Source organism: Mycobacterium sp. D16Q13 (assembly GCF_002013375.1).
Classification (GTDB): domain Bacteria; phylum Actinomycetota; class Actinomycetes; order Mycobacteriales; family Mycobacteriaceae; genus Mycobacterium.
This window is the reverse complement of sequence record NZ_MAEW01000001.1, coordinates 340,226-353,296: the sequence shown is the minus strand read 5'-3', so window position 1 is coordinate 353,296 and position 13,071 is coordinate 340,226. Positions and strand designations below refer to the sequence as shown.

General features: G+C 64.3%; 14 protein-coding genes. 12 read left to right on the top strand and 2 right to left on the bottom strand.

Annotated elements, in window-relative coordinates; translation table 11 throughout:
- Positions 1-3: 3 nt before the first annotated feature.
- Positions 4-504, bottom strand: coding sequence for a metallopeptidase family protein (locus B4400_RS01750; protein ID WP_078292358.1), 501 nt, complete (start codon positions 502-504; stop codon positions 4-6).
- A gap of 152 nt (positions 505-656) precedes the next feature.
- On the opposite strand from B4400_RS01750, the gene B4400_RS01745 reads away from it, so the two are divergent.
- The 12 genes from B4400_RS01745 to B4400_RS01690 all read left to right on the top strand — a co-directional run bounded on the left by B4400_RS01745 (position 657) and on the right by B4400_RS01690 (position 12,132).
- Positions 657-1,067: a DUF3499 domain-containing protein gene (locus tag B4400_RS01745; protein WP_078292357.1), complete on the top strand. Its 411-nt coding sequence runs from the start codon at positions 657-659 to the stop codon at positions 1,065-1,067.
- Positions 1,068-1,211: 144 nt separating this feature from the next.
- Positions 1,212-2,612 (top strand): phosphomannomutase/phosphoglucomutase, encoded by a 1,401-nt coding sequence (locus tag B4400_RS01740; protein ID WP_078308705.1) that lies wholly within the window; start codon positions 1,212-1,214, stop codon positions 2,610-2,612.
- Positions 2,612-3,679 carry a TobH protein gene (locus tag B4400_RS01735; RefSeq protein WP_078308706.1) on the top strand — a complete coding sequence of 356 codons (1,068 nt, stop codon included), beginning with the start codon at positions 2,612-2,614 and terminating at the stop codon, positions 3,677-3,679. The genes B4400_RS01740 and B4400_RS01735 overlap by 1 nt, the downstream gene beginning before the upstream one ends.
- Positions 3,676-4,893, top strand: a complete 1,218-nt coding sequence (gene manA, locus B4400_RS01730) for a mannose-6-phosphate isomerase, class I (protein WP_078308707.1) — start codon at positions 3,676-3,678, stop codon at positions 4,891-4,893. The genes B4400_RS01735 and manA overlap by 4 nt, the downstream gene beginning before the upstream one ends.
- A gap of 42 nt (positions 4,894-4,935) precedes the next feature.
- Positions 4,936-5,859, top strand: coding sequence for a cation diffusion facilitator family transporter (locus tag B4400_RS01725; protein WP_078308708.1), 924 nt, complete (start codon positions 4,936-4,938; stop codon positions 5,857-5,859).
- A gap of 53 nt (positions 5,860-5,912) precedes the next feature.
- On the top strand, positions 5,913-7,388 hold the full coding sequence (locus B4400_RS01720; protein WP_078308709.1) for an amino acid permease: 1,476 nt from the start codon (positions 5,913-5,915) through the stop codon (positions 7,386-7,388).
- A gap of 156 nt (positions 7,389-7,544) precedes the next feature.
- Complete coding sequence (locus tag B4400_RS01715) at positions 7,545-8,774, top strand: alkane 1-monooxygenase (protein WP_078308996.1); 1,230 nt, start codon at positions 7,545-7,547, stop codon at positions 8,772-8,774.
- A 1-nt stretch (position 8,775) separates the two neighbouring features.
- Positions 8,776-8,952: a rubredoxin gene (locus tag B4400_RS01710; RefSeq protein ID WP_078308710.1), complete on the top strand. Its 177-nt coding sequence runs from the start codon at positions 8,776-8,778 to the stop codon at positions 8,950-8,952.
- Positions 8,949-9,137 (top strand): rubredoxin, encoded by a 189-nt coding sequence (locus B4400_RS01705; protein ID WP_078292346.1) that lies wholly within the window; start codon positions 8,949-8,951, stop codon positions 9,135-9,137. Before B4400_RS01710 ends, B4400_RS01705 begins: the two co-directional genes overlap by 4 nt.
- 74 nt (positions 9,138-9,211) lie before the next feature.
- Positions 9,212-9,832: a TetR/AcrR family transcriptional regulator gene (locus B4400_RS01700; RefSeq protein WP_078308711.1), complete on the top strand. Its 621-nt coding sequence runs from the start codon at positions 9,212-9,214 to the stop codon at positions 9,830-9,832.
- 131 nt (positions 9,833-9,963) lie between these two features.
- A complete protein-coding gene (gene ahcY / locus B4400_RS01695; RefSeq protein WP_078308712.1) occupies positions 9,964-11,424 on the top strand; it encodes an adenosylhomocysteinase in 1,461 nt (486 codons plus the stop codon).
- A 69-nt stretch (positions 11,425-11,493) separates the two neighbouring features.
- Positions 11,494-12,132 carry a dTMP kinase gene (locus tag B4400_RS01690; RefSeq protein WP_078308713.1) on the top strand — a complete coding sequence of 213 codons (639 nt, stop codon included), beginning with the start codon at positions 11,494-11,496 and terminating at the stop codon, positions 12,130-12,132.
- Positions 12,133-12,194: 62 nt separating this feature from the next.
- Here B4400_RS01690 and B4400_RS01685 read toward each other — a convergent pair whose 3' ends face one another.
- Complete coding sequence (locus tag B4400_RS01685; protein ID WP_078308714.1) at positions 12,195-12,917, bottom strand: MgtC/SapB family protein; 723 nt, start codon at positions 12,915-12,917, stop codon at positions 12,195-12,197.
- Between the last annotated feature and the right edge of the window lie 154 nt (positions 12,918-13,071).

The following is a 13,071-nucleotide window of genomic DNA, read 5'->3' as shown; positions in this document are numbered from 1 at the left end:
GGGTTAATCGCCCTCGTCGGTGATGGATGGGTCGATCACCGACGGCTCCACCCCCAGGTGGGTGGCAACCTGCGCGACCAGTAGATCGTGCAGGAGATCCGACAAATCTCCAGATTTCTTCGCGCGTAATTCGATCGGCTTGCGGAACAGGACAATTCGCGCCCGGGTGGTGTTACCCCGGGTGTCCACGCCAGCAGGAATCAGCCTTGCCAGCGGGATCGGTCCGTCCGCGATGACCTCCGGCGGCCACTGCACAGACTCGGGATCCTTGGGCTGGATGCGGGGAATCTCATCGACCGCGACATCCAGCCCCTCCAATCGTGACTGCCACGCCCGTTCGATCGGCTCGTAGGCCTCCAGGACCGCCATATCGAAACGCTCGGCCCGTGAGCGCCAGCCGGGAACGGTTGGCGGTAGGAGGGGGCCGCGGAAATCGCGTCCCCTTCGAGAGCCCTGCGAGCTCGACCCGCTAGCCGAGCCGCCGCGCCGTCCGTCACGTGACATACGAGAAATGGTAACGGTGTGGCTGCTGTGGCTGGCGAATCGCAACGAGCCGGTCACCCCGGGGTCTCTGCCCGATCACCGGAGGGTCTCGGTCGGTTCACAGCGCGTGTCTGCGGGTCGGAACGTGTTTGCGCACGCTAGCCTCAACGTTTGTGAGAGCCCCCCGTCGTTGCTGTCGGCCCGGGTGCCCGAGTCCCGCCGTGGCGACGTTGACGTTCGTCTACGCGGATTCGACGGCCGTGGTCGGGCCGCTGGCCACGTCCAGCGAGCCGCATTCGTGGGATCTGTGCGCGCAGCACGCGAGCCGGATCACCGCGCCCCGTGGGTGGGAGCTCGTCCGGTACAACGGCCCCTTGCCGTCGAATCCCGAGGATGACGACCTGGTCGCCCTGGCCGACGCGGTGCGGGAACCTGCCGGTGTCCGGGTGGCCGCTGCTGGATTCAGCGAGCCGGCACTCGATATGGGATCGCCCGCCACCTCCGCTGCCCCCAGGCCCGTGCATCCGGCTCCGGTCGGGCGGCGCCGTGGGCACCTGCGCGTTCTGCCTGATCCAGCCGAGTAACTCTGATCAGGTAGTTTCGGCTCGGCCCGATGACATTCTGTAGCCTCTCGCCGGACGTTCACGTTGGATACTCGCCGACCACTAGGCTGGCCAGCGACACCTAACGTCCCCCTCTCTCGATAGATCAATAGGAGCACTCTCGTCATGGCCCGGTCCGCCGACGCTGTCCACGCAGTCATCAAGGCGTACGACGTCCGTGGTCTCCTGGGCGAGCAGATCGACGAGTCTTTTGTCTTCGACGTGGGTTCCTCGTTCGCGCGGCTGGTCAAGGCCGAGGGGGCGGACGCCGGTACACCGCTGCGGATCGTGGTCGGTCGCGATATGCGGGACTCGTCGCCCGGTCTGGCGCAGGCGTTCACCGAGGGTGTTACCGCACAGGGTGTCGACGTCGTGCTGATCGGGCTGGCATCCACCGACCAGCTGTATTTCGCTTCGGGGTTGTTGGACTGCCCGGGGGCCATGTTCACCGCCAGTCACAATCCGGCCGCCTACAACGGAATCAAGCTATGCCGCGCGGGTGCCAAGCCCGTGGGCAAGGACACCGGCCTGTCCATCATCAGTGATGAGCTGATCAACGGTGTGCCGGTGCATGACGGTCCAGTGGGCAGCGTCTCCGAGCGCGATGTCCTCGCCGAGTACGGCGATTTCCTGCGGTCACTGGTTCAGTTGAGCGGAACGCGCCCGCTCCGGGTGGCAGTGGATGCCGGAAACGGGATGGCAGGGCATACGACCCCGGCGGTGTTGGGTCCTATTGCGTCGATCGCGCTCGCGCCGTTGTACTTCGAGTTGGACGGTAATTTTCCCAACCACGAAGCCAATCCGCTCGATCCCGAGAACCTGCGTGATCTACAAGCCTTCGTCCTTTCCGAAGGGGCCGACATCGGGCTGGCCTTCGATGGCGACGCCGATCGGTGCTTTGTGGTCGATGAGCGCGGGCGGGCCGTATCTCCCTCTGCGGTAACTGCTTTGGTAGCGCGCCGAGAGCTGGAGCGGGAAATCGGTGGCACCGTCATCCATAACCTGATCACCTCGCGTGCCGTCCCCGAGCTCGTCGTCGAGCACGGGGGAACACCAGTGCGGTCCCGGGTGGGCCACTCGTTTATCAAGGCGTTGATGGCCGAGACGGGGGCGATCTTCGGCGGTGAGCACTCCGCGCACTACTACTTCCGCGACTTCTGGGGAGCCGACTCCGGCATGCTGGCGGCGCTGCACGTGCTGGCGGCTCTGGGTGAGCAGGACCGGCCGCTGTCGGATCTCATGTCCGACTACGAGCGGTACGCGTCCTCCGGCGAGATCAACTTCCGCGTTTCGAATGCCAAGGCATGTATCGATGAGGTGCTGAAGTCATTTGGCACACAAATAGTTTCGATCGACCACCTCGATGGTGTCACCGTCGACATCGGCACCGGGACGTGGTTCAACCTGCGTACCTCGAATACCGAGCCGCTGCTGCGTCTCAATGTGGAGGCGCGCACCGACGAAGATGTCGCGGCCGTGGTCGCACGCGTCACCGAGTTGGTTGACCGCACCGAGGCCGCGACCTGATGAACGTCACCATCGATCTGGACGACGCCGAAGCGCTGTTGGCGGCGGATCGCGATGGCTCGCTACAGGCCGCGTCGATGGCCGGCTCTCAGGTGCGTGCGGTCGGCACGGCTATCGCCGAGGGCGCCCTGGAGCCTCTTCAATCCGAAGACCGGTCGCGCGCGGTTGTCTGGGTCGCGGGTCGCGGCACCGCCGCGACGGCGGGAGCGGTTCTGGCTGGGGCGCTGTCGGACACGGTGAGCCTTCCGTTCGTGACTGCCACTCGGGCCCCGGTATGGGTGGGCCCGCTCGATGTCATGGTGGTCGCTGGCGACGATGCCGGTGACCCGGTACTCAGCGCTGCGGTGTCGGTGGGCACGCGCCGTGGTGCCCGGGTAGTCATCGCCGCCCCCGATGAGGGCCCTTTGGCATATTCCGGTGCCGGGCGGGCGATTTCGCTGGCGCCCCGGTTACGGGTCCCGGACACTTTCAGCCTTGCCCACAATCTTGCCGTCGGCGCGGCCGTGCTGGGAGCGCTCGATAAGGCCATCGCGCCTGACGTCATGACCATCGCCGACGAGGTGGATGGTGAGGTATCCCGGAACACTGTGGGCCGCGAGATCTTCACCAACGCCGCCAAGGTGATTGCCACGCGCTTGACCGCTGGTCCGGTGGTGTTCTGCGGAGATCGTTCGGTGACCGTGGCGCTCGCTCAACACGCCGCGGCGACGCTGCTGAGGCTGACGCAGCGCACCGCGACCGCGTGCGGTCTTCCGCAGGCGTTGGCCGCGATGCGGGACACGTTGTCGGGTAGGAGCTCTGGTGAGAGCTCGCTGTTTCATGATGAGTTCATCGATGGTCCTCGCAGTGGTGGTCGACCGCGGATCCTTGCCCTGGCGACCGATAGTGACTTCCAATCGGTCGCCTCGAGGATCGACGGTATCGACGAGACCGAGCTGGTGAGCACCACCGACCTGGGCGACGTGGGGGCACGGCCGTCGGAGCTCGCGCAGTTGATGATGCTCGCGACGCGGCTCGAAATGGCCTCGGTGTACGCCCGGCTTGGCGGGGGGAGATCCGGGCTGTGAATCTGCTCAGGGGGGCGATCAGGACGTACGCCTGGGGTTCGCGGACGGCGATCGCCGAGTTCACCGGACGCCCCACGCCTACGCCGCATCCGGAAGCCGAGCTGTGGCTGGGTGCGCACCCAGCCGATCCCGCCTACCTGGAAACCGGCAGTGGCGCACAGTCATTGCTTGATGTGGTGGCGGCGGACCCGGCCGGTCAGTTGGGGCCGGCATCGGTGGCGGAGTTCGGTGATCAGCTGCCATTCCTGCTCAAGGTGCTGGCGGCCGACGAGCCGCTGTCGTTGCAGGCTCACCCCAGCGCGCAGCAGGCGGCCGACGGGTACGCCCGCGAAGAGGCAGCGGGGATGCCGCTCAACTCTCCGGTGCGCAATTATCGCGATCGCAATCACAAGCCGGAACTGGTTGTGGCGCTGGACCGTTTCGAGGCACTGGCCGGCTTCCGCGATCCCGGAGATACCGTCGAACTCTTTCGCGCTTTGAATGTCGATGCGCTGACACCGTATGTGAATCTGCTCGCCGGTCAATCTGATGCCGACGGGCTGCGCGCCCTGTTCACCACCTGGATAACCCTGCCGCAGCCGAGCCTGGATGTGCTGGTGCCGGCGGTGCTCGACGGCGCGGTGCGCTACCTGTCCTCCGGGCATGAGCGTTTCGTCGGCGAGGCGCGCACCCTCTTGGAGTTGGGCGAGCGGTATCCCGCCGATGCGGGAGTGCTCGCCTCGCTGTTGTTGAACCGGCTCACCCTGGAACCGGGGGAGGGGATCTACCTGCCTGCCGGAAACCTGCATGCGTACCTGCGCGGCCTGGCGGTCGAGATCATGGCCAACTCCGATAACGTGCTGCGGGGCGGGCTTACCCCCAAGCACGTTGACGTACCCGAATTGCTTCGGGTGCTGGATTTTTCACCTGCCGCCGAGAAACACCTGCACGTCGAGACGGTGACCGACGGCGCCCAGACCCGGTATCTCACGCCCGCCAAGGAATTCGCGCTGTCGCGTTTCGATCTGGTGGATGGCGAACGCATACCGGTAGGGATCAAAGGGCCACGGATACTGCTGTGCACTCGGGGCAGCGTGCGGTTGGACGGTTCGGGGCCGGACCTCGCGGTGCATGCGGGCCAGTCGGTATGGGTGCCGGCCGACGGTGGAAATGTCACGCTGGTCGGGCAGTCCGATGCGCGCGTGTTCATGGCAACAGTCGACGTGGACGCATAGCGAGTCACCGGGCAAGGCGCGAAGGGAACAGAAGGAGAGTCGATGTCGGCAGGCGGCAGTAAGAAGGCGATCATCGCGGCGCTGGCAGCCAATGCGGGGATTGCGGCGGCCAAGTTCGTCGGCTTCCTGATCACCGGGAGTTCGTCGATGCTTGCCGAGTCCGTGCACTCGGTGGCGGACACCTCCAACCAGGGTCTGCTGCTCTACGGGCAGCGCGCGGCGAGTAAGGAAGCAGATCGTCTGCACCCGTTCGGATATGGGCGCAGCCGATTCTTCTACTCCTTTGTGGTCGCGCTGGTGCTGTTCACGCTCGGTTCGGTCTTCGCCCTGTACGAGGGCTATCACAAGATCCATGCGCCTGAGCATCTTCAGTCGCCCATCGTCGCGGTCGTGATTCTGGTGTTGGCGATAGGGCTGGAGGGCTACAGCTTCCGCACGGCGTTCGTGGAGTCCAAGCCGCTGAAGGGCAAGGCCAGCTGGTGGCAGTTCATCCGCAACTCACGCAACCCCGAGCTTCCCGTCGTACTGCTCGAAGACACCGGCGCCCTGCTGGGGCTGGCCTTTGCGCTGTTTGGCGTTGGCATGACGATCCTGACCGGCGACCCGGTGTGGGACGGGATCGGAACCATGGCGATCGGTGTGCTGCTGGGCATCATCGCGATTGTTCTGATGGTCGAGATGAAGAGCCTTCTGATCGGTGAGGGTGCGACCGTGGCGCAGGAGCAGGCGATCCTGGACGCGCTGACCGGAACCGATCACGTTGAGCGGGTAATTCATTGCCGTACGCAGTATCTGGGCCCGGAGGAGCTTCTGGTTGCGGCCAAGATCGCGATCGCACCTAACGCGGATCTGCCGCTGGTCGCTGCCACGATTGACGCCGCCGAACGGCGGGTGCGCGAGGCGATACCGATCGCGCAGGTGATCTACCTCGAGCCTGATCTGGATCGTTCGACCGTCAATTCCTAGTTAGCCGGTGTGATCAACCATCGTGAGCATGGGGCTTGTGCGAGACTGCCGTAATGCCAGGTAGTGGATTGTGGCGAACGAAGTCTGTTGAACAGTCGATCGCAGACACGGACGAGCCGGAAACAAAGCTCCGTAGGGACCTAACGTGGTGGGACCTCACCGTTTTCGGGGTCTCGGTGGTCATCGGAGCCGGTATCTTCACCGTCACCGCATCGACTGCGGCCAATGTCACCGGTCCGGCGATCTCACTCTCGTTCATCATGGCCGCGATCGGGTGCGGTCTGGCCGCCATGTGTTACGCCGAGTTCGCATCGACCATTCCGGTTGCCGGCAGCGCCTATACGTTCTCCTATGCGACGTTCGGTGAGTTCGCCGCCTGGATTCTCGGCTGGGACCTCATTCTCGAGTTTTCGGTGGGCGCGGCCACCGTCGCCAAAGGCTGGTCGAGCTATCTGAGTACGGTGTTTGGGTTCTCCAGTGGCGCAGTGCATCTCGGAGCGCTCAAGATCGACTGGGGGGCATTTCTCATTGTCTCGGTGTTGACGGTGCTGCTCGCTGTCGGCACCAAGCTGTCCTCACGGGTGTCTCTCGTCATCACCACCGTCAAGGTTCTGGTGGTGCTGCTGGTGATCATCGTCGGTGCCTTCTTCATCAAGGCGTCCAACTACACACCGTTCGTCCCGCCGGCGGAGGCGGGGAGCTCCAGCAGGACCGGACTGGATCAGTCCCTGTTCTCGTTCATCGCCGGCGGTTCCGGAAGCCAGTACGGCTGGTTCGGGGTGCTGGCGGGCGCATCGATCGTGTTCTTCGCGTTCATCGGCTTCGATGTCGTCGCCACGACAGCGGAGGAAACACGGAACCCGCAGAAGGATGTGCCGCGCGGCATCATCGCCTCGCTCGTCATCGTCACCGTCCTGTACGTCGCGGTCACGGTCGTGCTGTCCGGGATGGTCAAGTACAGCGATCTGCGGGCGGCCGATTCGCATCCGAACCTGTCCACGGCATTTCACCTCAACGGTGTCGACTGGGCAGCGAAGGTCATCGCGATCGGTGCGCTGGCCGGGCTGACCACGGTGGTCATGGTGCTGATGCTCGGACAGATCCGGGTCATCTTCGCGATGTGTCGCGATGGACTGCTGCCGCGCGAGCTCGCGCGGACCGGATCGCACGGTACGCCGATACGCATCACCCTGATCGTGGGCTTCCTCGTCGCGATAGCGGCGTCCCTCACCCCGATCGAGGGCCTGGAGGAGATCGTCAACGTCGGCACGCTGTTCGCCTTTGTGCTGGTGTCGGCCGGTGTCGTCGTGTTGCGGCGATCCCGTCCCGATCTGCCCCGCAGCTTCCGCACGCCGGGGGTGCCGTGGCTCCCCGTCGTCGCGATCCTGGCGTGCGGGTGGTTGATGCTCAACCTTGCCGTGCGTACCTGGATGTTCGCGTTGGCCTGGATGGCCATCGGCGTGGTCGTCTACTTCGCCTACAGTCGCCGGCACTCGGTGCTCGGGCTTCGCGTGGCCGTCGAGCAGTAACTCACCTCCTTCTTCGCGGGTCCCTTCTGGGTGACGCGCACCACCAGGCGCTTTACAAAACATACTCATTTGTCTAGACAAGCGACGAATCATGTCCTATCGTCAAATCCGTTCGGTGACGCACCTCACGAAGATTTGAACCGAGGAGAAGTGACGATGACGTCAAACCTTGATGCAGCCCACGACCTGCCCGTCCAGTGGCGCGACCGCAAGCGCCACATGTGGCTGTACGGCATGATCCCGCCCACCGCGATCTTCATCGCGACGGCTCTTGTCTATGCGATGAACCAGCTCGGATGGCAGCAGTTCTCGCCATTCTTCTTCTGGATCGGTCCACTGCTGGTGTACGTGATCCTGCCGCTGCTGGATCTGCGCTTTGGCGCCGACGGCGAGAACGCACCCGACGAGGTGATGGAGGCGCTGGAGAACGACAAGTACTACCGGTACTGCACCTACATCTTCATTCCGTTCCAGTACGCGAGCTTCTTCCTGGGGGCCTACTACTTCACCGCCACCGACCTGAGTTGGATCGGGTTCGATAACGGCATCAGCTGGATCTCCAAGCTGGGCATCGCGCTATCCATCGGTGTTCTCGGTGGAGTCGGTATCAACACCGCCCACGAAATGGGACACAAGAAAGACGAACTGGAGCGCTGGCTCTCGAAGATCACCCTGGCGCAGACGTTCTACGGCCACTTCTACATCGAGCACAACCGTGGACACCACGTGCGCGTCGCGACACCTGAGGACCCGGCCAGCTCGCGATTCGGCGAGACGTTCTGGGGCTTCTGGCCGCGCAGCGTCTGGGGGAGTCTGAAGTCCTCCTGGAACCTGGAGGCCACGCGCATGAAGCGGCTGAATCGCTTTGTGCTGCACCCGAGCAACGATGTGGTGAATGCCTGGCTGATGACGGTGGTGTTGTTCGGGGTCACCATCGCGATCTTCGGCACCGCGGTCATCCCGTACCTGATCATTCAGGCCATCTATGGATTCACCTTTCTTGAGACGGTGAACTACCTGGAGCACTACGGGCTGTTGCGGCAGAAGGTCGCAGGCGGACGGTACGAGCGCTGCACCCCTAAGCACAGCTGGAACTCGGATCACCTGGTAACCAACATCTTCCTGTACCACTTGCAGCGGCACAGCGACCACCACGCCAATCCCACGCGGCGCTATCAGACCCTGCGCAGCATGGACGGTGCTCCGAACCTGCCCAGCGGGTACGCGACGATGCTGACGCTGGCGTACTTCCCGCCGCTGTGGCGCAAGATCATGGATCAGCGGGTGCTGGACCACTACAACGGCGATATCACCAAGGTGAACGTCCAGCCGAGCAAGCGCGCGAAGATTCTGGCCAAGTACGGCGTGACGGAAGAGGCGGCCTGACATGTCCCAGTACCGTTGCCCCGTATGTCAGTACGTGTACGACGAGAGCACGGGGGCCCCTCGCGAGGGATTCCCGGCCGGGACGGCGTGGTCGGGGGTTCCCGACGACTGGTGCTGCCCCGACTGCGGAGTGCGCGAGAAAGTAGATTTTGAGGAAGTAGTAGGAGCGGACTCATGAGCGAGAACGACTACAAGTTGTACGAATGCATGCAGTGCGGATTCCAGTACGACGAGGCTGTGGGCTGGCCGGAGGACGGTATCGAGGCGGGTACGCGCTGGGACGACATTCCCGAGGACTGGAGCTGCCCGGACTGTGGCGCCGCGAAGGCCGACTTCGTGATGGTGGAGATCGCGCGGCCATGACAGATGTGTTGCCTGCGAGGGGCGCATTGACGACTGCGAGCGCCCCTGTCAGGCTCCCCGGTGTGACGCCACGAGTGCCGTATGCCGAGGCCGCGCGGGCGCTGCTTCGCGAATCGGTTCTCGATGCACTCGGGGATCTGCTGCGGCATCAGGACTGGTCGGCGGTGACGATGTCCGCGGTGGCCCGTCGGGCGGGAGTCAGTCGGCAGACGCTGTACAACGAGTTCGGCTCCCGGCAGGGGCTGGCCCAGGGATACGCGCTGCGGTTGGCGCTGCGCCTGGCCGACTCCGTCAACAACGCGATATATGCCAATGTCGGCGATATCCATGGCGCGCTACATCAGGGGTTTGCCGCATTCTTCGCCGAGAGCGCCGCAGATCCCATGGTCATCGCATTACTGACGGGTGAGGCCAAGCCTGAGCTCATGCGCCTCGTGACGGTGGACAGCGCCTTGATCGTGTTGCCGGCATCGGTCCGATTGACTGAGTCGTTCGCGAACAGCTGGGTGTCGGCCAGTGAAGAGGACGCCGCGATCCTCGCGCGGTCGATTGTGCGGCTGGCGATGAGTTACGTGTCGATGCCGCCCGAATCGGATCATGATGTGGCGCTCGATATGGCGCGCCTGTTGTCTCCGTTCGTCGAGGCCAACGTACTTGCCGATAAGGCCCCCGCAAGCGGGACGGGCTCCCAGTGACCTGCGCGTCCATAAATCTCGCTACCTGATCTAACTATCTATCGCTCACACGCGCTAACCTGGTGACGGACCCGTGTGTGTCAGTTGCCTTGACATGCAAGAAATATTCACGAGACGCGATTGAGGTGGCGATGACCGAGCTGGTGGCCGACGTACGCAACGGCATTGATTACAAGGTGGCTGATCTTTCCGAGGCCGAGTTCGGCCGTAAGGAGATCCGTCTCGCCGAGCACGAGATGCCCGGCCTCATGGCGCTGCGTCGGGAGTACGCGGAAGTGTTGCCGCTCAAGGGCGCCCGCATCTCCGGCTCGCTGCACATGACCATCCAGACCGCGGTGCTCATCGAGACGCTCGTCGCGCTCGGTGCTGAGGTGCGGTGGGCGTCCTGCAATATCTTCTCCACCCAGGACCACGCGGCGGCGGCCATCGTCGTCGGGCCGCATGGCACCCCGGAGGAGCCCCAGGGCACCCCGGTCTTCGCCTGGAAGGGCGAGACGCTGGAGGAGTACTGGTGGGCCGCCGAGCAGATGCTCACCTGGCCCGGTGAGCCGGCCAACATGATCCTCGATGACGGCGGCGACGCCACCATGCTGGTGCTGCGCGGTGCGCAGTTCGAGCAGGCTGGTGTGGTGCCGCCCGCGGACGAGAACGACTCGGCCGAGTACAAGGTCTTCCTGAACCTGCTGCGTGAGCGGTTCGAGACCGACAAGGACAAGTGGACCAAGATCGCCGCATCGGTTCAGGGCGTCACCGAGGAGACCACCACCGGTGTGCTGCGCCTGTACCAGTTCGCCGCGGCCGGCGAGCTGGCGTTCCCGGCCATCAACGTCAACGACTCGGTGACCAAGAGCAAGTTCGACAACAAGTACGGCACCCGGCACTCGCTGGTCGACGGCATCAACCGTGGCACCGACGTGCTCATCGGTGGCAAGAAGGTCCTCATCTGCGGCTACGGCGATGTCGGCAAGGGCTGTGCCGAGTCCCTCGCGGGGCAGGGCGCCCGTGTGCAGGTCACCGAGATCGACCCGATCAACGCGCTGCAGGCGCTCATGGACGGGTTCGACGTGGTGACCGTCGAGGAGGCCATCGGCAATGCCGACATCGTGGTGACCGCCACCGGTAACTACGACATCATCCTGCTGGACCACATGAAGGCCATGAAGGACCAGGCGATCCTGGGCAACATCGGCCACTTCGACAACGAGATCGATATGGCGGCTTTGGAGAAGTCGGGTGCCACCCGGCTCAACATCAAGCCGCAGGTGGACCTGTGGACCTTCGGGGACTCCGGCAAGTCGATCATCGTGCTGTCCGAGGGCCGTCTGCTCAACCTGGGTAACGCCACGGGCCACCCGTCCTTCGTGATGAGCAACAGCTTCTCCAACCAGGTGATCGCGCAGATCGAGCTGTGGACCAAGAATGATGAGTACGACAACGAGGTCTACCGCCTGGCCAAGCACCTGGACGAGAAGGTGGCGCGCATCCACGTCGAGGCTCTCGGCGGCACGCTGACCAAGCTCACCAAGGATCAGGCCGAGTACATCGGTGTGGATGTGGAAGGTCCGTACAAGCCGGAGCACTACCGCTACTGATCTATCGAGAAACTCGTACAAGGCCCTCGGCACTCCGGTGCCGGGGGCCTTTGCGTAGGCTGACCAGCCGTGGGTCAGCTGATTGCGATCGAGGGTGTCGACGGCGCGGGCAAGCGCACGCTTACCGAGAAGCTGATAGCGCGCTCGAATGCCCGGGGGTTATCCGTTGCGACGCTGGACTTTCCGCGCTATGGGCGCTCGGTGCACGCCGACCTCGCCGCCGAGTCGCTCAAAGGGGGGCATGGCGATGTGGTGTCCTCCGCGTACGCGATGGGGCTGCTGTTCGCCCTGGACCGGCGCGATGCCCGTGACGAGCTCGCGGGGCTGGAGCGCACAAACGACCTGGTGATCCTGGATCGCTGGGTGGCCTCTAACGCCGCGTACGGTGCGGCGCGGCTGCATCAGGACGGCGACGGCGAGATGGCCCGCTGGGTGTATGAGCTCGAATACGAGCGATTCGATCTGCCGCATCCCGATTGGCAAGTGTTCCTGAACGTTTCCCCGGAGCTCGCCCAGCAGCGGGCGCGGCAGCGCGAGCAGCAGGACAGCGACCGCACCCGCGACACCTATGAGCGTGACTCGGATCTGCAGTCGCGGGTGTCCGCGGCATACGCCGATCTGGCGCAACGGAATTGGGGCGGCCCGTGGGTAGTCACCGACGGCGGCGATCCGGATGCGCTGGCCGAGGAACTGCTACGCCGAGTGTGAAGGCACGGCGGATATTCGGCCGAAATACCGCCATGGCTTCACACTCGACGGGTCGTCAGCGCCTACCACTCACTGGCTTCGGCTTCTTCCTCGCGGTCGACATGCCAGCGCACCGATGAGACCGCGGGTTCCATGGACAGGCGGCTTACCGCGGACTCCAGCAGCGAGTCGTTGCGTTCTTCGGCGCTCAGCTTCGCCACCACGCGCACATGCTTGCCGTCTTCCACGTCATAGGACCGCACCGATTGCAGCGCGAATTCAGGCCTGTTGACGGCCTGTACGGTGAGCGCCCGGATATGCGCCTCGGTTTCATCGGTGGTGGTGACCTCGAAGAGATATGCCGCGGGCGCGGACTCGCGGCCGATGGCCGGTTGGCGATCCAGCAGATGCCCGAGTGGCCGCAACAGGACGTTGGCCAGCACGATGGCCACGGTGCCGACGATCGCGACGTCGTACATGCCGCCGCCGGCCAGCGCGCCCACGGCGGCGGTGGCCCACATCGTGGCGGCGGTGTTCAGCCCGGTGATGGTGGCGCCCTGTTTCATGATCACTCCGGCGCCGAGGAAGCCGATGCCTGAAACGATCTGCGCCGCAACGCGAGTCGGGTCGGCACCGGGGCCATGGAAGCTGTAGCCGCCCATGATGACGAAGAGTGTCGCGCCCAGGCACACCAGCGCGTTGGTGCGCAGGCCGGCATTCTTGGCGCGCCACTGCCGTTCGATCCCGATGACACAACCCAGGCCAAATCCCAGGGCTACGCGGATGATGACATCCCAATGACTCATGAAGGGTCCTGTTCTCTCGCAGTGGCTTCGAGTGCACACACATGTGTGGTGCAACAAGAGCGCCTTCGAGCGCAACCCGGGTCTGCGTTAGAAGGCGCTGTGGATACTCGGAGGTTGACTATCGGACATAGTCGCGTCACCTCCTAGGCGCTGG